This is a genomic window from Reichenbachiella carrageenanivorans, from assembly GCF_025639805.1.
Taxonomy (GTDB): Bacteria; Bacteroidota; Bacteroidia; order Cytophagales; family Cyclobacteriaceae; genus Reichenbachiella; species Reichenbachiella carrageenanivorans.
Genome location: NZ_CP106735.1, coordinates 1,347,733 through 1,367,158, shown reverse-complemented (window position 1 = coordinate 1,367,158; position 19,426 = coordinate 1,347,733). Strand labels below are relative to the sequence as shown.

Genomic DNA, 19,426 nt, shown 5'->3' with positions numbered 1-19,426 from the left:
TCGACCAAACGACATGAGAATAATACCAGCAATAGATATCATAGATGGCAAGTGTGTACGACTGACCAAGGGCGACTACGATCAGAAGAAAATATACAATGAAAACCCACTAGAAGTAGCCAAAATGTTTGAAGCCGCAGGCATTCGCTATTTGCATTTGGTGGATTTAGATGGCTCCAAGGCCAAAGAAATCCGCAATGCCAAGGTACTCGATGCGATTGCATCCAAGACCAGTCTCAAGATCGATTTTGGTGGCGGCATTCGTACCGACCAAGACATCAACATCGCCTTCAATGCTGGCGCAAAGCAAGTCAACCTAGGTAGTGTCGCATTAGAAAACAAGAAGCTCTATGGCGAATGGCTCAAAAAATATGGCAGTGAAAAAATCATCCTCAGTGCTGATTCTACCAACAGAAAAATAGCCATCAACGGCTGGCAAGAAGAGTCCAAAGTGGACTTGTTTGACCTGATTACAGAATACCAATCGATGGGAAATAAATACATCGTCTGTACCGACATCGCCAAAGATGGTATGCTGCAAGGCATAGCAGTAGATCTCTATAAGGATCTGATGAAGACTTTCCCCAACCAAAAAATAATAGCCAGCGGTGGCGTAAAAGACATCGCCGATGTAGAAGCAGCCAAAGCACTGGGTATGAACGGCATCATCATCGGCAAAGCGATATACGAGGATAGAATTTCATTGAAACAACTGGAACAATATGTTGACTAAAAGGATCGTACCCTGCCTCGACATCAAGAATGGCAGAACCGTAAAAGGGGTCAACTTCGTAAACCTCCGTGATGCTGGCGACCCCGTCGAATTGGCTGCTGCATATTCTGAGCAGGGTGCCGATGAGTTGGTTTTTCTCGACATTACCGCTACAGGAGATGGGCGCAAAACCACCGCCGAGCTAGTAGAAAAAGTCGCCGAGAAAGTCAACATCCCATTCACCGTAGGTGGCGGTATCAAGTCTGTGCAAGACGTGTACGAACTGCTACACCGTGGGGCCGACAAGATCTCGATCAACTCCTGGGCAGTGAAAGAACCTACTGTACTCGATGAACTAGCAGCACAGTTTGGCAGTCAGTGCGTGGTGCTGGCCGTAGATGCCAAGCAGATCGACGGTCTTTGGAAAGTACACCTTGTTGGAGGAAAAGTGCCTACCGAAATAGACCTATTTGACTGGGTGCAAGAAGCAGAATCTAGAGGAGCAGGAGAAATCCTATTTACCTCTATGGATCATGATGGATCAAAAAATGGCTTTGCCAACGAGGCTTTGGCCAAAATATCGGACTTGGTGAATATCCCCGTGATCGCTTCGGGCGGAGCGGGTAGCATCCAAGATTTTGCCGATACCTTCACTCTTGGCAAAGCTGATGCGGCCTTGGCTGCCAGTGTTTTCCATTTTAAAGAAATTGAAATCCCTGTATTGAAACAAGAATTGAAAAATCAGGGAATCGCGATAAGACTATAGATTATGAACATAGATTTCGAAAAAACTGACGGTCTCGTGCCTGCTATTATTCAAGACGAAAAGACCAAAAACGTATTGATGCTGGGCTATATGAACGAAGAAGCACTTGCCAAAACACAAGCATCTGGCAAAGTGACTTTTTACAGCCGTACCAAAAACAGGCTCTGGACCAAGGGCGAAGAAAGTGGCAACTTCCTTGAGCTAAAAGACATCAAACTAGACTGCGACAACGACACACTACTTATCCAAGTGACACCAGTAGGCCCTACTTGCCACAAAGGTACGGACACTTGCTGGGGCGAAGCCAATACTTCCAATTTCAGCTTTTTGTCTGAATTGGAAGCGGTGATCAAAGACCGCCACGACAACCCCGACGAAAAATCTTACACCTCCTCGCTATTCAAAAAAGGGATCAATAAGGTAGCTCAGAAGGTAGGAGAAGAAGCCGTTGAGGTGGTGATCGAAGCCAAAGACAACGACGAGAAACTGTTTCTCGACGAATCTGCAGACCTGCTATATCACTACATGATCTTGCTTCGTGCCAAAGGCTATGACCTAGAAGATGTGGTGAAAGTGCTAGAAGCTAGGCATTAATTTGACTACTCCCTTCCTTAGAGATTACCAATAATCAGGTATTGAAAGCCGCTTTCTTTAAAAATACTTTTGATAGAAAAAAGTATGAAAAAGTATTATTTAAAGAAAATAGGACGAATTGTTTTAATAGCGCTAGTCCTGATTTCATGCGACGAAGAAGGCGCAGAGCCTGAGCCACTAGGAGCACCAGATGATCTCGAAGCTTCGGATGAGTTTGCCCTAAGGGTAGAATTGGAGTGGGATAAAGTAGATAATGCAGAAGAATACATTATCTATAGAGCTACCTATGAAGACTTTTGGGAATACCTAGACGATGAAAACATCGAGGATCTGGACGAGTTCAACGACGATCTCGAAGACGAAAAGTTGGACATGGATGATCTCGAAGACGCTGGTTTCGAAAAAATAGATGATACGGATGACCACGAGTATATAGACACCGATGTAGAATCGAGTAGCATCTATTATTATTTTGTGACGGCAGAAAACGATGATGAAGGGCCTGCTTCTGAAATAGTAGAAGGGGTTACTTCTACTATTACTACTGAAGAAGCTTTCGACTTTTTAGCTGAAGAAACGGAAGGCGAAAGTTATAATGCCAGTAGTGCCTCCGAAGTAAGTAGCACCATAGAAGTGATATTAGATGATCATGCTAAATCAGGAGCTGATTTAGTGTTTTTGATTGACAACACGGGTAGTATGTCGGATGATATCGCCAACATCAGAGACAACATCTTTGACCTATTAGAAGCTTTGCCTAGTGGGGTGAAAGTAGGTGTGGCAGAGTACGGAGATCTAAATGTGGATCCATCAGAATGGTTCGACTACATAGATCTGACTTCAGACTATGACGACATTGAAACCTACCTCAACAACCTATCTACCACTGGGGGAGGAGACATTCCCGAATCGGTTTATGATGGTATTTGGCAAGCAGTAGATGTCATGAGCTGGTCTTCTTCTACAAAGATGATGATCGTGATTGGAGATGCTCCCCCATTGGAAGGATATCTAACTGAAAAGACCTTGAAGGACGTCATTGAAAAATGTACCGAAGAAGGCGTAACCACTAATTTGTATCCCATATTAGTTGGCTTTTAAAATGAAATATACTCATTATTAGGTATTGGCATGATCGAATAATAAGCAGACCTTTGTATTGGTCATGTTGCTACTCTTTGCTGCATCCCGAGTGTTACTGATTGATTAATCATAGGGAATAAGAGTACATCAGGCAAATTTTTCTCTAATACATTTACGGCATTTCCTGCTCTGGAAATGCCGTAATTTTTTGTAGTTATCGAAATGGAATAATGATTTGCTTTATAAAGCTCAAGAACATTAAGACATTTCTATCCTATTGAAAGGATTTCTGTCTCCTTCTTCATCCAAATAAACGTATCTCCTGCCTGCTTACCCAGCATGGCCTGAGCGATAGGCGAAATGGCTGATATAGCCATGATCGTCTCTTTGCCTACTTTCACGGCACCGAGACTGGCGGAGACAAAAAACTTAGCCGTAGCTGTTTCCACGTAAGCCCCCAGCTCCACCTTGGCACATCGTTTTTTGGGGTCTATTGTAGAAAACGTTTTTTTCATATTGATAAGTTCGGCGAGCTGGCGGGCATGCAGATCGCGCTCTCGCTGGCTCATGGCACGACCCGTCTCGTATTTGTCACCAGCCGAAGACTTGGTCTCATTATTAGCTGAAGCTTGGGCCTCTTCCATGCCCTGCTTGGCAATAGCGATTTTGTCCTGCACGATTTGCACGCAGATATCATATAGTTTCTTCTTAGTCATTATTTTATGATCAGCTGTGCTATTCTGCCCGCTCTACCAGCAGCCCACACGGTACCGTCTTTGGCAACGGCTAAGGTATGAAATCCTGAGTCTCCAAAGGGTTCCCAAGTCATCCCTTTATCACTAGATCGATAACAACCCGAGGGGCCTACAGAAATGAGTTCCTTTTTTGAAAGGTAGCGTACCGCCGATTGATACACGGGAAAGTTACTTGCCAATTGCCATGTTTGACTACCGTCTTTGGTCACGATGACTCCTTCGGTGACTTCATCTTCTTTAGTGTAATCGCCTCCCACGGCTACTCCATTTTTCTCATCTAAGAAATCAACTGAAAAAATCCCAGTGGAACTTTCGCCCTGCACGATAGGCGTATATACCACTTCCCAGTGCTGCCCTTTATCGTGTGTATAAAATACCCGGGCAGTAGCAGCTCCTGTGCCTACCCAGGCAGAATTACCCTTTACGCTAAGGTGGCTGCCACTAGCCGCAAAACCTCCAATTTCTCCTTCGTTGATTTCTGGCAAATGATCAGGGTGAATCTGTCTCCAGCTATCTCCTCCATCTTCTGTTTTCATCAAAAATAATTTGCCCTCTACTGGGTCTCCTCCCAATATCCCTTCGTTTTCATTCCAAAAAGCCATACCATCGAAAAAGCCTGAATCGTATTCATTGATCAATACCGTCTGCCAATGGTGACCTCCGTCTTTAGTTTTAAATACATTGGACTTCCCACCTGGCCCAGCACTCATAAGCACAACATCCGTCTTGCTCAATACTTCCACGTCTCTGAAGTCCAATGAGTCACTTTTGGGTACATATACTTCATGCCAATCCACCCCACCATTTTCGGTTTTAACCACAGTGCCATTGGTTCCTGATACCCAAATCACATTTTTATCAAGTACTGAAATTCCTCGCAACGACGGCTCTCCGTCGATAGCAAATTCATCCCAAGTGTAGTTCTTTTTTGATGGTTGACAAGCCGCTAGAGTCACGGCTAAAAGGATCACATAATTTTTCATTGTTCTAAAGATTGTTTTCTAATGGTTTCTACGTCAGCGACCGTTTTGGCCACTGGTGTGCCGAGCAAATCGGCACCATTTTGAGTAATAACAAAATCTTCTTCTATGCGAATCCCGCCAAAGGATTTATAAGACTCTAATTTACTATAATTAAGAAAATCTTCATGCTTTTTTTCTGCTTTCCATCGATCAATCAGCTCTGGAATAATATAAATACCAGGCTCTACGGTAATCACAAATCCTGCTTCTAGCTCCTTGCCCAAGCGCAACGACTTCAACCCAAATTCAGTGCTCTTCTTGAGCGTATCAGAATAGCCGATGTACTGCTCTCCCAGGTTTTCCATATCATGCACGTCCATACCCAATAAGTGACCCAGCCCACATTGGAAAAACATCGTATGTGCTCCTGCTGTCACTGCTTCTTCGGCATTCCCTTTCATCAGGCCTACTTCGATCAACCCTTCGGTCAACTTGGTGCAAGCTTTCAAATGTATGTCTTTGTATTGGACTCCTGGTTTCAATGCAGCAATGGCTGTTTCGTGTGCGTTGAGTACGATCTGGTAAAGCTCCCGCTGAGTCTCTGTAAACTGCGCCGAAACGGGGAAAGTTCTGGTCATATCACCAGCATATCCTGAGTGTATTTCTGCGCCAGCATCACAAAGAATCATATCTCCTGCTTGCACTATGTTGCCATGATAATGATTGTGAAGGGTCTGCCCATCTTTAGTTAGAATGATAGGAAATGACAACTGCCCATCGGCAGCTAATGCCACCTGATTCACTTTAGCGGCTATTTCAGCCTCTTTCATCCCTGGTTTGGTGTATTGCATCGCAGACAGGTGCATCGCAGCCGTAAGGTCTACTGCCTTATGAAGTTCGACAATTTCTTCACTGGTTTTAATGTTTCGCTGAGCAATGATGGCCTTGATCAAAGTGACCGACTCTCCTGATCTAATTTCTGATAATGGTTTGCCTGTCCATGCCGACAATTTAGTCACGTGTTCTTCTCTGTAGGGAGGGATAAAATGAACGGAACGCCCATCACTGATCGCTTTTTTGATCTGTTTTTCCACTTGGCTAGTAGGCGCTGTTTGTGTGATTCCACTTTTTTCCGCCAAGGAAGCAATGGTAGGTTGTGGGCCTGTCCATATGATATCATCGATAGTGAGCTCATCGCCATAGATACAATCAACCCCACTGTCGCAATCCAGTATTGCCGTCAGGCTCGGGAGTGAAACCGCACAGAAATACAAGAAAGTGCTGTCTTGTCTAAAATGATACCAGTTGTCCTTGAAATTCATGCTGCTCTCCTCGTTGCCGAGCAGAACGATGAGGCCGTTACCTACTTCTTTTTTAAGTCTATTTCTTCGTTGAAGATAAGTGTCTTTGCTAAACATTTTTGGGGTATTTGTTTTCACCCAAATATAGATAATGATCTGAAGTAATTACCCAACTGATAATGAGCAGTGCTGGTTATTTCATTTGATTTATTGCATTCACCTACGATTTTATCAATTGATGGTATATCCAATTCGGATGCGTAAGATGTTTTCTTGGAGAGAAAAGGTTTTATCTGTGGTTCGTGTGGTTTGGAGGATATAGTGGAAACCGAGTTTTACTTTTTTGGAAATTTTGTTGCCCAGTACGACCTCCCACCGCTGGGTGTTGCCCCAATAATATTCAAAACTACTCCCGAGAAGCTTAAAGTCTTCCCAAGTCAATTCCGAAAAGAATGGTGTCCCTATCCCAAACAAATGAAACGTTGGGCTTTTCAGTCCCAAACGATATCTCATGCGTGTACTATTGGCCTTATTATTATTGATTTGATAAAAACGCTCTTCGAATCGCAAACGATGATCTATCTTGAAAGAACCTATCTTGGGCCAAAATAAATTGGCCTCTTGGGCTAATCTAAGTTCATTCAAATTGATCGATCCTGATATGTCTTTATAAAAATTGGAAACCGCAAACGACAAATTATATAACGGAGAAGGTTTCCAAATGATGGTCGGTCGGATATAACCGAGATGAAAACTAAAATCCTTTATTGTAGTTCGGTAGCCCACATCTCCACCTATTTTGATTTGGTCGCCTATTTTGTACCAGATCGTCAGATCGGTCCAAGATTCTGATACTTTAAACACATCTTGTGCCTGAGCAAACAGCCCCCAAAAAATGAGAATAGAAGTAAAAATAATTTTCATGCCACCAGTTCCTAATTAGAAATTTACATTAATCCTTAACGAACAGACAAATGTCTATTCAAAATTACGGTTCGGCAATTTTTATACATCTTTATCTTATACTTAGCCGTATTTATTTATCCATCAAAACAAACACTACTATGTGGAAACCATTTTTACTCGTCATCTTATTTTCTTCTTTTAGCTTCAAAGCTGAGCTACCCACACTAAATGCAAAGGTTATTGAATATGTGGACAGTGTCATGGGAACAAAAGTAGACCGTGGCGAATGCTGGGATCTGGCTGCCAAAGCCTTGGCTTATTCGGGAGCCTATTTCGACCGCAGTTCTTTGAAAACCATTTCCATCTATGGTAGGAAACTAAATCCTAAAAAAGAAGAAGTCCTGCCTGGAGATATGATTCAGTTCGAAAATGTAGAACTACAATGGAAAGTGGACAACACCACCTTTAGCGCAGCCATGGGGCAGCATACCGCCATTGTCTATCAAGTAAATGGGACTGGCGATTATGAAATCGCTCACCAAAACACAAGCGACTGGGGCAAAAAAGTAGGCGTAAGCAATTTCAATCTCAACCACGTGACCAAAGGCAAAGTGATGATCTATCGACCCATCAAAGAAAAAGGATAAGCGTCTTACATCTGAGAGAAGTAGAAAACCTGACCATTGATGAAATACTGATCGTCTTTCTTAGTAAGTGGCAGTACTACTTCGGGCAGCCCCTTGTATAGCAGCACCAATTTGGCCGGCTCACCTTGGTCTTCGTTATAAATCAGATATGTGCCTTTTTTGGTGCCTTTGTACTTGCCAGCCGACCCTTTGAACATGCCCGTTCTAGATATTTTACTCTTGAATGTGCCATCTAGATATAGCCATACCTGACTCTCCTTTTTTGATGATTGATCGCGCTGATACGCCAGTATATATTTGCCCGTCAATTCCTTTTGCCAATCGAATCTATCCAGCTCGGCGCTCGGTGTAGGTTTTACAAAATCTATCCCTGTCAGAACTGGAGCTAAATTGGCAAAATAGCTTTCCATCAATGGAGCAGGGCCGTATACCATGGCCGTCACACATACGCCGAATGTGCCACACTTAGCCAAAACCACCCCTTTCACATCTGGACGATTGGTCAAAGCTATCTTCGAGAAGGTCAAACCATCATCTTCAGTACTGATTTTTCCTTCAAGTTCTACAGTCAAACCTTGAGCTAAAAGGAAACCTTTTTTCCAGTTCGCCTGAATCGTTTTCAAATCACTCTGGTTGGCAAAATACATACACTCCACCGCTTGAGCAGAATCATTGGCCATCATGAAAATTTCACTCTCTTTAGGATAAAAGCCCGTCCAGCTTGTTGGCACAGTTACTTTCAGGCCATACAATGGTGCCAGAAATTGTTCCCCAGAAGTATAGTTTTTTGTGTCTTGTAATTTTTCCTGACTGCGAGCCACACCAGCAACTAACAAACAAAAAATGAATAAAAAGTGGTATTTAAATGTCATATCTTAGGCAAATTTCTTTTCTAAAGAATTTAGTCTTAAAATTTTAATTAGATACAATCCATCATTCAGTTTAACTTACTAAATTCAATTACAACAAAAAATAAACGCTGAACCATGAGACCTCTTGTCCTTTTTGCCCTTCTCCTTTTCACATCTACTACTCACCTATATGGTCAAGCCATTGAGTTTTCTGCCTATGGGGGATACATGCTCAGCGGCAAGTCTAACTATGTAGGTGGTGAAATCAACGTAGCCAATGGAGGCGCCTTTGGAGGTACGCTAGGTTATGACATGGGCAACGGCATACAAATACAATTTGTCTATGCACGCAACCAGTCTGGAGGAATCCTCTACAACTATTTCCCCCGCCCAGGCGAATCAGAGCGATATGATTTTGATTTGGTCATCGAACACTTTCAATTAGGCGCTGAGAAAATACTAGGGGGTAATGATCTGGTAAAACCTTATGTAGTAGGTGGGATGGGTGTAGTCGCTTATACCCCAAAAAATGAATCTCCAAACGACCTAAATCTGAATACTGCCACCAAGTTTTCTGGAGGCTTAGGACTCGGGGTCAAAATTTTTCCAACAGAAAAAATTGGGTTAAAGTTTCAAGCTAAAATGTACATGCCACTCATGTTTAGTGGTGTAGGAATTTTCTGTGGGTCTGGTGGCTGTGGGGGAGGTAGCTCCTTCTATGTGCCTGTCGTCCATGGCGAGTTTTCAGGTGGAGTAGTCTTCAGGCTCGAACAATAAGCAAAATAGGGACAACTAATTACGAGTCCCTTTCTTTTTGCTATATCTTCTCATATATAGAAACATATGATTTGTATCTTCGTATAAAGGAATTGAAAACTCAAAAAACAATTACTTATATATATGAAAGGACACATCGGTGAATTTGAAGAGCTCGTACTACTCACCATAGCCACACTGGGAGACCAAGCCTATGGAGTGGCAGTATTAGAGGACATCCAGCAGCGTACCCAACGAAAAACCAGTATAGGAGCCCTACACTCCACCATCACTCGGTTAGACGAAAAAGGATTTGTGACCTCCTACCTAGGAGAGCCCACCAACGAACGCGGAGGCAGAAGAAAGCGATTTTTCCAACTCACGGCTTCTGCCAAACAAGCACTATTCGATATGAAAACGCTACGTGATGAGCTTTGGGAATTGTCTGATCTCAAACTCTACGCACAATGAAAAACCAAGGTCAAAAAACTCAAACTCCTCCCAAACTCGCTACACACTTGTTTTTCTGGTTTTGCGGAAACGCAAACGTAGAAGACCTCTATGGAGATTTAGAAGAAATCTACTTTATTAACCTTGGCAAACTAGGTCGGCGAAAATCCAACTGGTGGTTTTGGAAACAGACACTTTCATTGATCTTTTCTTATGCTGTCAAAAAAAGAAAAGCATCTGCTACATCTCATTTTTTGTCTGGCACACCCTCATGGGCTATGTATCAAAACTATACCAAAGTAGCTTTTAGAAGCCTAATGAAACACAAAGTTTTTTCTTTGATCAACATCATAGGGCTAGCATTAGGAATGTCGGTATGCCTATTGTCGCTCGCTATGTTCAGTGCCATTCAAGACTTCGACCAGCACCATGTCAATAAGGACAGAATCTACCGAGTAAACACGATAAAAACTGATGCAGAGGCCACTTGGAAAATAGCTACGTCAGCACCACTGGTAGCAGACGAACTGGTTGGGTATCCAAATTTAATCAGCGAAGTGATCAGTATCAACACTAGCTTTTCTGGCGAACTTCAGCACGACAACCATACGATAACAATTAGTGGCCTATATACCACCCCAAATTTTCTCACCGCCTTTTCATACGAACTCCTCTCTGGCACCAAACAGCATGTGCTTGATGCTCCCTACCAGATCGTAATTACCGAAAAACTCGCCAACAAAATTTTTGGCCAAACGAATGTAGTAGGAGAAGTTCTCAAAGTAAAAAACATGGCTCCTTTTACGGTTACGGGTGTAGTAAAAAACTATCCCCTGGCTTCTCACATACATTTCGAAGCATTGGTATCCTACCAGACACTGACCGCTATCAACCGCAACTTAGAAAATCGCAGGGCAGACCGACTGTTTTATAGAAATTCGTATCATTATTTATTATTAAACTCAGCAACCCAACCTCATGCATTAACTGAAATATTGGCTGGGTTAGCTCAAAAGCTTAACACGACTGAAGAGACATTTGGGTTATACTTACAACCGCTCACCACCATTGTATCAGGAGAAGATATTTACTACCAAATTGGCCCCTCATTTGACCGCCTTACGATGGCTTTTTTCATGCTAGCCACTTTTATCATTTTGCTGCCTGCCTGCTTCAACTATGCCAACTTATCCATGGCACGGGCATTGAAAAGATCTAAAGAAATAGGCCTGCGCAAAGTAGTAGGCGGGCTCAAGCGGGATATCTTTTTGCAATTCATTTTAGAGACCGTTATTCTGACTTTGATCTCTTTAGTTGGTGCCACATTTGTATTTACGCTTATCAAAGATGCCTATATGAGTATGATCATAGGTTCAGAAATGCTAGACCTTACGATCGATCTGCCGATTGCCTCCTTGTTCATTTTATTTGCTCTCTTCACAGGTGTATTGGCGGGCATAATTCCTGCCATCTATTTTGCCAAAATGCGAGCCATCGATTCTCTTAAGGGCGGATTCAAAGTAGGGACACTAGGTCGGATAAATTTAAGAAAATCACTTGCAATATTTCAATTTGTCCTATCGTTTATCTTCATTTTTGGAGTGATCGGTATGGCTTTGCAATATCAGCACACGATCAATTTTGAGGTTGGATTTGACAAAGAAAACAAAATGATTGTACCACTACGAGGGGTTGATAAAACACTTTTCGCTACAGCGTATTCAAATCATTCAGAAGTACAATCTGTAGGGTTTTCTTCTGGCCTACCTGGTCTGTCTGCGTTTGAAAGTACATATTCTAAAAATGAAGAAACTCAGGACTCGATTTTCACCTACCAATTATATGCAGATAATGCATTCTTGACACAGTTGGATTTTACCATGCTAAAAGGAACTTTATTCAACGAGCATTTGACCGCCTTGAGAGAAGAACAAATTATTGTAAACGAGCAATTTGTACAAGCCATGAACTGGCCTGAAGATCAAATACTAGGCCGTCAGGTCATTTTTGAATCAGGACAAAAAGGTAGGGTAGTGGGTATCGCTGCAGATTTCAATCATTTGCCTCTCAAAGAAAACATCAAGCCATTTATATTTCGCTACAACCCAGATGCTTTTCGCGTAGCTACACTTACCGTTATTCATTCTAATTTGTTTGATACCGTCAACGACTTTGAAACACTCTGGGGCAAACTTGATCCTGTATCAGCATTCGAGTTTAGTTTTTTTGATGACAAACTAGACGAAGTTTATGTCTCGTTTCTTTACCAAATCAAGATCTTTTCATTACTCAGTTTTTTGGCACTTAGTATCTCTTGTCTGGGTATGCTTGGCATGGTGATTTTCACTTCCGAAAATAGAATCAAAGAAATAGGAATCAGAAAAATAATGGGCGCAGATGTGCGTCAACTCACCCTTCTGCTTTCTGCCAATTTTATTAAAATGATGGGCATCGCCTGTGCCATTGGCATTCCTATTTCATACTTTTTTTTCAATATGTTCTTTGGTATGATGCTCGATGAACCACGTCCTATAAGCATGATCGAAGTCGTGGGCAGTACATTGGTCTTGCTACTACTCGGAGGCTTATCTATTGTTACACAAACCCTAAGAGTGGCCAAACTCAATCCCGTAGACAATCTACGCTACGAATAATTTTAATAAATAATATTAACTTTAGTGAAAGACCTCTACTTTTAGAGGTCTTCTTTTTTATCTTTTCTTTCTTTGCAACTCCATGAATAAAAATAACCCTGCATGAAGTCAGTATCGATCTTCTGTCTACTGATATACACTCTGATCAGCCTAGAGGCGACTGGCCAAGCAAAGACTTTTAAAACGCAGCCAACCACTAAAATGGACAGCATAAAAGTGAAGGCGGATAGGTTTATTTTCATCAATGACCAAGCTTACTACGCAAGGGTCGATACCATATTTGTCTTTCCAGACACCACAGATTTCTATATTAGAAAAAACAATATGGAACGCTCTGAGGAATTTTATAATCAGATGGAACAAAAGATGAGTAAATCCAAACTCTCAAACATGATGTATGATTACATGTTTGTACAAGAGGACTCTAAGCCACTCACAGAAGAGTTTCATGAGCAGCGCTTTATTCCTTATGAGCGAGAAACTGTTTCTTCAATTGACTTCAAACCCATGCCCATTTTTGGAGCATCAGTAAAAGATACCACCAAATACGATCCGTCCAATGCCATGGCCGCAGTAAACAAGATACATATACATACGCTGGACTGGATCATCAAAAAAAACCTTACCTTCAAAGAAGGGGATCATGTAAATCCTACTGATTTTGTAGATAGTGAGCGACTGATTCGTCGACTCCGCTATGTAAAAGATGCCAGAATAATGCTCAACGAGCACAGTAACCAAAAAGAAGCAGATGTGGTGGTGGTAACTCAAGACGTATTACCATACAGTTTTCTATTTAGTCCAAATAATGACAATAATGCCCTTTTCGGTATAACGACCATCAACATCGCTGGGCTAGGTCATGAGTTTGAGTATGACTACATACGAGATGGAGGTTCTGATTTTTTCTATAAAATAGCCAACGTACGTGGTTCATTTATCGACGCTGAGTTCAACTATGCCAATCATTTTATACGAACAGGCTATGGTGCTTTCTTCGAGCGAGACTTCGTTACTCAAGAAATGAAATATGCAGGAGGGGCATCCCTTTCACGTTATGTATATGGTCAATACAATTATGAACCTACAACAGATGTGACCTCCACCTATACTTATGACGAAAGATTTTCTAAACTCTGGGTGGCTAGAGCTTTTAAAACCAACATCAAAACCCAGATTCTTGGTATAGACGCAGTCACAAACATGGTAGCTTCAGCAGGTGTAGAGTATGCTGATTTTTTTGATCGACCTACGGTCACAGCCGATACTAACTTTCGGTATCATAACAAGGCCACTTACCTCATCGAGCTGGGCCTGAGTGCACGAAACTATTATAAAGATCGATTTATTATTGAATATGGTCGGACGGAGGATATTCCTACAGGAAGTACCATAGGTATAGTCGCTGGCTTTCAAGACGATGAGTTTACAGACCGCTTCTACCTAGGGTTCAATTACGCAAGAGGTGGCTATATCAAAAACTTTGGATACTTCAATGGTATTGCTTCCTTGGGAAGTTTTGTAGGCGCTAATGGATATGAAAATGGCATCGTGAAGTTTGGCGCTGATTACTTCACCCCATTAATTACTGTAAACCAAGTCAAGATTCGCCAATTTGTCGACTTCACCTATAGCCAATCTATCAACCCTGATGAAGAATACATTCTAAGATCCGAAGCAGACATAGGTATTCGAGGGGTCAGGGGATATTACCTAAGAGCTACTCGTAAATTCAACTTGAAATTTGAAACGGTCATATTTACCCCTGTCAATTTCTTGGAATTTAGAATGGCCGCTTTTGCTTTCTTCGATTATACCACTACCCAAAACATTAGAAATGACTTTTTTGATGTAGATCATTTCATGGGTGTTGGTGGTGGGATTCGACTGCGAAATGACAACTTGGCCATATCTACTTTCCAGTTGCGTCTAGCTTACTACCCCAGCACACCTATCAATGCATCGAATAGCCCTGTCAGCTTTTCCAACTCTACCCACCTCGACATCCGGGATTTTGACTTTAGAGCTCCACAGATCATTCCTTTCTAAAGCTATTTAGTTTAGAAAGGATTCATTTATAATAGGCATAAAAAAGTCCCACATCCCGAAATATATCGAGAGTGGGACTTTTTGTTTCAAATTAATTTCTTTGGTACTTATAGCACAATCCCAATAAAGGATTTGAAGGCAATACCCATCAACCCAGTAAGGATCATCGTGATACCCAATCCTTTCAGACCATTGGGTACATTAGAATATTTCAATTTCTCTCTGATAGCCGCTAGAGCGATAATGGCCAAAAACCAACCAAATCCAGAGCCAGCACCATATGCCGTAGCTTCTACAATGGTATAATCTCTCTGTACCATGAAAAGTGACGCCCCTAGGATGGCACAGTTTACAGCGATCAATGGCAAGAAAATACCTAGTGAGCCATATAGCGAAGGAGATACTTTTTCGATGATCATTTCTACCAGCTGTACCATCGCTGCGATAATCGCAATAAACATGATAAACTGCAAGAAGCTCAAATCGATGGTTTCAAAACTTCCGTTTAACCAAACCAAAGCACCTTCTTTCAACACATACTCTTGTAAGAGCCAGTTGATAGGCACAGTGATAGACAATACGAAAATAACTGCCGCACCAAGGCCTAAACCTGTAGATACTTTTTTAGATACCGCCAAGAACGAACACATACCTAAGAAGTATGCGAACACCATGTTGTCGATAAAGGCGCTTTTTATAAATATATTAAATGCTTCCATTTCTAATTTCTTTTAGCTGCTAAGACTTAGTGTTCTACGTATCCGTTTTTAGTTCTCTGTATCCAGATCAAAATACCTAATACCATAAAGGCTCCGATCGAATCTACCATCAATCCATTGGTTTGGATGTTGACAAACCCACCTGTCCATTCTGATATAGTAGCATATACGGGTACGTCAAATACAGTCCCTGACCCAAAAAGCTCTCTGAAGAAAGCCACTGTCAAGATAATCCATGCATACCCAAATCCACTACCTAATCCGTCAAGCACAGAGTCGTAGGCTTTGTTGGCCATGGCAAATGCTTCCAAACGCCCCATTACGATACAGTTCGTAATGATTAGTCCTACAAATGCCCCCAGCACCTTATACATGTCAAACAAATAGGCTTTGAGGACTTCACTCACTAGTGTTACCAGTGTAGCCACAATTGCCAATTGCACAATAATTCTTACACGACCCGGTATAATGTCTCTCATCAAAGAGATAATCAGGTTAGAAAACACAACCACAAATACCACGGCGATAGACATCACCAAGGTAGGTTCCATTTTCACCGTCACAGCTAGCGCAGAGCATATACCCAACACCTGAATGGTCACGGGATTGTCATCGTTTAGCGGATCAGTGATGAACTTCTTCCTTCTCTTCGACAATAAAGGCTCTGATGGCGCTTTTACTACCGCTTGTTCCAAAGTTTCTGTACTCATTTTATTCTATTTTAAAAGGGCGTGAGCCCAATCAACATCTCTTTATTATTCTACCGTTTCTTCGGCCATTTCTTCGGTGGGTTCTACCACCTCTGCCACTGGCTGATTCGATGCTTTCGTCTTTTCTATATAAGTGCTATAGTATCCGAAATAGTCTTTCAACATCGCATTTACTCCTTTGCCTGTGAGGGTAGCACCAGACATCCCGTCGATGTGATGATCATCTAATGGCTCGCCTTTTTCGCCTTTTACCATATTCACAGACAGCAAATCTCCGTTGTCTCCAAAAATCTTCTTTCCTATATATCTAGACTTTACTGCCTCTTCGGTAATTCTAGCACCAAGACCTGGTGTTTCAGACTTGTGGTCAAAAGCAACACCTTTTAATGTATTCAAATCCGAATCCACTGCTACAAAGCCAGAAATCCAATCCCATAGACCAGCTCCAAACATAGGGAAGATATAAGCCTCTACACCCGATCCATCTGCCTTCATATACATGAATACAGGATAAGGTCTAGCCTCCACATCTTTCTTAAACTTATTATGATTCTTTTGGAAATCGATCTTCTCAGCTACCAATTTGTTGCCTTTAGCGTCCGTTTCCATCGGATTACCATTGATGTCTACTACTGTAGATGTGACACGCTCTTTGTAATAAGCCAAAATTTCATCCGATGTCTTACCTTCTACACTAGAAGGATCCACAGCCCCCAAAATCTTCTTTTTGGTATCTAGCTCTATTTGCTTGTCCTGCAATGGCTTCAGCACTACTGAAGTTCCAGACAATAATCCACCAAGTACTATAGTAAGTACAGCAGAAAATACGATAATATATAAATTAGACCGTTGCACGTTTCAACCTCCTTTTCTTGTTAGCAGCTACCACATAATAATCGATCAGTGGAGCAAATACGTTCATTAATAAAATAGCCAGCATAATTCCTTCTGGATAAGCTGGGTTAAATACTCTTATGATAATGGTCAGTATTCCAATTAGGAATCCATAAATCCATTTTCCAGTTTCAGTCTGTGCTGCAGTCACAGGATCAGATGCCATAAACACTGCTCCAAATGCCAATCCACCAATCACTAAGTGATAATGAGCTGGTAGTAGCATGTATTCGTTTACGCCTAGTGAATTACAAATGGTACCCATCACAAAGGCTCCTGCAAATACACTGAAGATGATTTTCCAACTGCCTACTCCTGTGAGGATCAATATGGCTGCCCCAATTAAACACATCAAAGTAGAAGTCTCCCCTATACTACCAGGGATAATTCCCATAAATAAGTTGTTGAAACTATATAGCCCAGCAGACCAAGTGTCGGCCATCATACTCAGCATAGGCTGTGTGCCCTCTACTGCAGCAGCTCCGATCGCCAATGGTGTAGCTCCTGTATATCCTTCTACGGCGGTTTGTCCACCTAAGTAAGACCAAACATCACCTGAGATTTGAGAAGGATAAGCAAAGTACAAAAAGGCCCTAGCTGTCAAAGCCACGTTTAGGATATTCATCCCAGTACCTCCAAATACTTCTTTTCCTATAATTACTGCAAATGCCGTAGCCAAACCTACTTGCCACAAGGGGATGGTAGGAGGCATTACCAAAGGAATCAACATCCCCGTAACCAAGAAACCTTCATTTACCTCGTGCTTTCTGATGGTAGCGAAAGTAAATTCGATACCTAGACCCACACCGTAAGAAACGATCAGGATAGGAAGCACTAAGGTGGCTCCTAATAAAATCTCGCTAGCCAAGTCTGCTACTTCACCTATTGCTAAGTAGTGCTGATGTCCAGCATTCCAGATTCCAAACAATAAACAAGGTAGCATGGCGATGATCACTGTCATCATCATACGTTTCATGTCGATCGCATCCTTGATCTGAGCACCTTTGGCACCAGTGGTACTATTAGGTGCTAGAAAGAGCGTCTCGTGCGCTTCGTATATATAGAAAAACTTCTCCCACTTACCACCTTTTTCAAAGTTGGGGCGAACCTTCGCAAATATGTCCTCTATAAATTTCATCGATTCTTAACTATTTTTTACTAGATCTAGTCCTTCTCTTAATATGGCTTGCACGTCGTTCTTAGACACGTCGATAAATTCACAAAGCGCCAAATCTTCTTCGATCACTTCGTAAATACCTAACCCTTCCATGTCGTCGAAATCCTCTGCCAACACCGCTTTCAACAAGTGTGTTGGGAGAATATCCATCGGAGTCACTTTCTCAAATGCTCCCGTCTGAACGAATGCTCTGTGCTGACCTCTATTATTTGTGTCGAGCACAAACTCCTTTTTCTTTCCGCCAAGGAAAGAAAGCAAACCAAAAGCTCTGTGGAAACTCAATCGGTTGGTCGTAGGCAAAATCCAACCGAACAATTCGTAATAATCTCCCTCAGGAATTACTGATAATTGGTTGTGATAAAATCCTAAATAACCTGTAGAGTTAATTTGACTGCCTGTAAGCACGTTGCCAGAGATGTATCTCACATGTCCGTCTTTAATCGTGCCGTCGATCAATTTGTTGATCGCAACGCCAGTGTATGTCTTATAATATTGTGGTGCATGTACTTCAGATCCCGCCAAAGCGATCACTTTAGACGCATCGTATTTTCCTTCTAGGAAAAGCTTGCCAATTTGAACCACGCCGTATGGGTGAACAGTCCAAGACACTTCGCCCTTGTTGATTGGAGCCAAGTGGTGAATCTGAACCCCTACGTTTCCTGCAGGGTGTGGCCCTGAGAAGGTGTTGGTTTGTGCTTCACTTCCTTTGAAAAAATCCGAAGAATCAGCAGCATTCACATTTACATGAACTTTGCCTTCGGTCAGTTTCGCCAAGATACTAATACCTGCTTCGAAGTATTTTTTCTCTCCTTCCAAGATATAATTCATATCTGGAGCAAGTGGGTGTGTATCAAATGCCGAAACGAAGATGTTTTTAGGACTGTCGTCTGGATTAGCCACCACACCGAATGGGCGTTGGATGATGTTCGGCCAAACGCCGCCTTTAGTCATCTGCTCGAGGGCTGCTGCTTTGGAAACTCCTTTCACATCGTCGTGCTTATCGAACGACTCGAAAGAAATCTCTTTGTCAGCCAAGATTCTGATTTCTAAAATTTTTCTTTTCGCGCCTCTCACCACTTCCGCAATCTCTCCGCTCACTGGCGATGAATACATTACGTTTTCAACGAGCTTGTCGATCATGATAGGCGTACCTGCCTTCACTTGGTCGCCTTCCTTCACAAGGAGTTTTGGACGATCCATACCGATGAAGTCGGTGGGTTTAATGGCGTAAGTCTCCGCTGGTGGGAGCTCTCCGATTTTTTTTTCAGCTTTTCCTGCGAGATTGATATCAAATCCCTTCCTAAGCTTTATATTCTGAGACATATTTTATTGCAAAAGGCCTTTTTTATAAAACGAGGCAAAAATAATAAAAAATTGATGATAATGGGCTAGGAGCGCAATTATCGTAAAAGTATTTGTTGCAAGGAAGTACAGATGAAG

19 protein-coding genes are annotated in these 19,426 nt (G+C 42.0%); 9 read left to right on the top strand and 10 right to left on the bottom strand.

Features of this window, described 5'->3' with window-relative positions:
- Positions 1–13 precede the first annotated feature (13 nt).
- From hisA to N7E81_RS05395, 4 genes are all read left to right on the top strand, one after another.
- A complete protein-coding gene (hisA, locus tag N7E81_RS05410) occupies positions 14–733 on the top strand; it encodes a 1-(5-phosphoribosyl)-5-[(5-phosphoribosylamino)methylideneamino]imidazole-4-carboxamide isomerase (protein WP_263052266.1) in 720 nt (239 codons plus the stop codon).
- Entirely contained in the window at positions 723–1,478 is a 756-nt protein-coding gene (gene hisF / locus N7E81_RS05405) for an imidazole glycerol phosphate synthase subunit HisF (RefSeq protein WP_263052265.1), read from the top strand. Before hisA ends, hisF begins: the two co-directional genes overlap by 11 nt.
- Before the next feature lie 3 nt (positions 1,479–1,481).
- Positions 1,482–2,072, top strand: coding sequence for a bifunctional phosphoribosyl-AMP cyclohydrolase/phosphoribosyl-ATP diphosphatase HisIE (gene hisIE / locus N7E81_RS05400; RefSeq protein WP_263052264.1), 591 nt, complete (start codon positions 1,482–1,484; stop codon positions 2,070–2,072).
- A gap of 84 nt (positions 2,073–2,156) precedes the next feature.
- Positions 2,157–3,173: a vWA domain-containing protein gene (locus tag N7E81_RS05395; protein ID WP_263052263.1), complete on the top strand. Its 1,017-nt coding sequence runs from the start codon at positions 2,157–2,159 to the stop codon at positions 3,171–3,173.
- A gap of 251 nt (positions 3,174–3,424) precedes the next feature.
- On the opposite strand, the gene N7E81_RS05390 is transcribed toward N7E81_RS05395, so the two are convergent.
- The 4 genes from N7E81_RS05390 to N7E81_RS05375 all read right to left on the bottom strand — a co-directional run bounded on the left by N7E81_RS05390 (position 3,425) and on the right by N7E81_RS05375 (position 7,097).
- On the bottom strand, positions 3,425–3,871 hold the full coding sequence (locus tag N7E81_RS05390; RefSeq protein WP_263052262.1) for a 3-oxoacyl-ACP synthase: 447 nt from the start codon (positions 3,869–3,871) through the stop codon (positions 3,425–3,427).
- Entirely contained in the window at positions 3,871–4,893 is a 1,023-nt protein-coding gene (locus N7E81_RS05385) for a WD40/YVTN/BNR-like repeat-containing protein (protein WP_263052261.1), read from the bottom strand. The genes N7E81_RS05390 and N7E81_RS05385 overlap by 1 nt, the downstream gene beginning before the upstream one ends.
- Entirely contained in the window at positions 4,890–6,290 is a 1,401-nt protein-coding gene (locus tag N7E81_RS05380) for an aminopeptidase P family protein (RefSeq protein ID WP_263052260.1), read from the bottom strand. Before N7E81_RS05380 ends, N7E81_RS05385 begins: the two co-directional genes overlap by 4 nt.
- Positions 6,291–6,404: 114 nt before the next feature.
- Entirely contained in the window at positions 6,405–7,097 is a 693-nt protein-coding gene (locus N7E81_RS05375) for a DUF2490 domain-containing protein (RefSeq protein WP_263052259.1), read from the bottom strand.
- A 140-nt stretch (positions 7,098–7,237) separates the two neighbouring features.
- Between N7E81_RS05375 and N7E81_RS05370 the strand changes: the two genes are divergently transcribed.
- Positions 7,238–7,726 carry a hypothetical protein gene (locus N7E81_RS05370; protein ID WP_263052258.1) on the top strand — a complete coding sequence of 163 codons (489 nt, stop codon included), beginning with the start codon at positions 7,238–7,240 and terminating at the stop codon, positions 7,724–7,726.
- Between the two features lie 5 nt (positions 7,727–7,731).
- Here the strand turns inward: N7E81_RS05370 and N7E81_RS05365 are convergent, their stop codons facing one another.
- Entirely contained in the window at positions 7,732–8,598 is an 867-nt protein-coding gene (locus tag N7E81_RS05365; protein ID WP_263052257.1) for a hypothetical protein, read from the bottom strand.
- A gap of 114 nt (positions 8,599–8,712) precedes the next feature.
- Here N7E81_RS05365 and N7E81_RS05360 point away from each other — a divergent pair, with 114 nt between their 5' ends.
- The 4 genes from N7E81_RS05360 to N7E81_RS05345 all read left to right on the top strand — a co-directional run bounded on the left by N7E81_RS05360 (position 8,713) and on the right by N7E81_RS05345 (position 14,486).
- Positions 8,713–9,354: a porin family protein gene (locus N7E81_RS05360; RefSeq protein WP_263052256.1), complete on the top strand. Its 642-nt coding sequence runs from the start codon at positions 8,713–8,715 to the stop codon at positions 9,352–9,354.
- Positions 9,355–9,477: 123 nt separating this feature from the next.
- Positions 9,478–9,804 (top strand): PadR family transcriptional regulator, encoded by a 327-nt coding sequence (locus N7E81_RS05355; RefSeq protein WP_263052255.1) that lies wholly within the window; start codon positions 9,478–9,480, stop codon positions 9,802–9,804.
- A complete protein-coding gene (locus N7E81_RS05350) occupies positions 9,801–12,437 on the top strand; it encodes an ABC transporter permease (RefSeq protein ID WP_263052254.1) in 2,637 nt (878 codons plus the stop codon). The genes N7E81_RS05355 and N7E81_RS05350 overlap by 4 nt, the downstream gene beginning before the upstream one ends.
- A gap of 102 nt (positions 12,438–12,539) precedes the next feature.
- The gene (locus N7E81_RS05345; RefSeq protein WP_263052253.1) at positions 12,540–14,486 is read left to right on the top strand and encodes a BamA/TamA family outer membrane protein; all 1,947 of its coding nucleotides are present in this window, start codon (positions 12,540–12,542) and stop codon (positions 14,484–14,486) included.
- A gap of 107 nt (positions 14,487–14,593) precedes the next feature.
- Here the strand turns inward: N7E81_RS05345 and nqrE are convergent, their stop codons facing one another.
- The 5 genes from nqrE to N7E81_RS05320 are packed head-to-tail and all read right to left on the bottom strand — an operon-like array spanning position 14,594 to position 19,309.
- A complete protein-coding gene (nqrE, locus tag N7E81_RS05340; protein ID WP_263052252.1) occupies positions 14,594–15,205 on the bottom strand; it encodes an NADH:ubiquinone reductase (Na(+)-transporting) subunit E in 612 nt (203 codons plus the stop codon).
- A gap of 26 nt (positions 15,206–15,231) precedes the next feature.
- Positions 15,232–15,915 (bottom strand): NADH:ubiquinone reductase (Na(+)-transporting) subunit D, encoded by a 684-nt coding sequence (locus N7E81_RS05335; RefSeq protein WP_263052251.1) that lies wholly within the window; start codon positions 15,913–15,915, stop codon positions 15,232–15,234.
- Positions 15,916–15,960: 45 nt separating this feature from the next.
- Positions 15,961–16,704, bottom strand: coding sequence for an NADH:ubiquinone reductase (Na(+)-transporting) subunit C (gene nqrC, locus N7E81_RS05330; protein WP_263052250.1), 744 nt, complete (start codon positions 16,702–16,704; stop codon positions 15,961–15,963).
- A 52-nt stretch (positions 16,705–16,756) separates the two neighbouring features.
- On the bottom strand, positions 16,757–17,947 hold the full coding sequence (locus N7E81_RS05325) for an NADH:ubiquinone reductase (Na(+)-transporting) subunit B (protein ID WP_263052249.1): 1,191 nt from the start codon (positions 17,945–17,947) through the stop codon (positions 16,757–16,759).
- A 6-nt stretch (positions 17,948–17,953) separates the two neighbouring features.
- A complete protein-coding gene (locus N7E81_RS05320; protein ID WP_263052248.1) occupies positions 17,954–19,309 on the bottom strand; it encodes a Na(+)-translocating NADH-quinone reductase subunit A in 1,356 nt (451 codons plus the stop codon).
- Between the last annotated feature and the right edge of the window lie 117 nt (positions 19,310–19,426).

Bases quoted from the DNA above. Each gene is read 5' to 3' on its own strand.
- hisA (WP_263052266.1), top strand. From the start codon at position 14: ATGAGAATAATACCAGCAATAGATATCATAGATGGCAAGTGTGTACGA.
- hisF (WP_263052265.1), top strand. From the start codon at position 723: ATGTTGACTAAAAGGATCGTACCCTGCCTCGACATCAAGAATGGCAGA.
- hisIE (WP_263052264.1), top strand. From the start codon at position 1,482: ATGAACATAGATTTCGAAAAAACTGACGGTCTCGTGCCTGCTATTATT.
- N7E81_RS05395 (WP_263052263.1), top strand. From the start codon at position 2,157: ATGAAAAAGTATTATTTAAAGAAAATAGGACGAATTGTTTTAATAGCG.
- N7E81_RS05390 (WP_263052262.1), bottom strand. From the start codon at position 3,871: ATGACTAAGAAGAAACTATATGATATCTGCGTGCAAATCGTGCAGGAC.
- N7E81_RS05385 (WP_263052261.1), bottom strand. From the start codon at position 4,893: ATGAAAAATTATGTGATCCTTTTAGCCGTGACTCTAGCGGCTTGTCAA.
- N7E81_RS05380 (WP_263052260.1), bottom strand. From the start codon at position 6,290: ATGTTTAGCAAAGACACTTATCTTCAACGAAGAAATAGACTTAAAAAA.
- N7E81_RS05375 (WP_263052259.1), bottom strand. From the start codon at position 7,097: ATGAAAATTATTTTTACTTCTATTCTCATTTTTTGGGGGCTGTTTGCT.
- N7E81_RS05370 (WP_263052258.1), top strand. From the start codon at position 7,238: ATGTGGAAACCATTTTTACTCGTCATCTTATTTTCTTCTTTTAGCTTC.
- N7E81_RS05365 (WP_263052257.1), bottom strand. From the start codon at position 8,598: ATGACATTTAAATACCACTTTTTATTCATTTTTTGTTTGTTAGTTGCT.
- N7E81_RS05360 (WP_263052256.1), top strand. From the start codon at position 8,713: ATGAGACCTCTTGTCCTTTTTGCCCTTCTCCTTTTCACATCTACTACT.
- N7E81_RS05355 (WP_263052255.1), top strand. From the start codon at position 9,478: ATGAAAGGACACATCGGTGAATTTGAAGAGCTCGTACTACTCACCATA.
- N7E81_RS05350 (WP_263052254.1), top strand. From the start codon at position 9,801: ATGAAAAACCAAGGTCAAAAAACTCAAACTCCTCCCAAACTCGCTACA.
- N7E81_RS05345 (WP_263052253.1), top strand. From the start codon at position 12,540: ATGAAGTCAGTATCGATCTTCTGTCTACTGATATACACTCTGATCAGC.
- nqrE (WP_263052252.1), bottom strand. From the start codon at position 15,205: ATGGAAGCATTTAATATATTTATAAAAAGCGCCTTTATCGACAACATG.
- N7E81_RS05335 (WP_263052251.1), bottom strand. From the start codon at position 15,915: ATGAGTACAGAAACTTTGGAACAAGCGGTAGTAAAAGCGCCATCAGAG.
- N7E81_RS05325 (WP_263052249.1), bottom strand. From the start codon at position 17,947: ATGAAATTTATAGAGGACATATTTGCGAAGGTTCGCCCCAACTTTGAA.
- N7E81_RS05320 (WP_263052248.1), bottom strand. From the start codon at position 19,309: ATGTCTCAGAATATAAAGCTTAGGAAGGGATTTGATATCAATCTCGCA.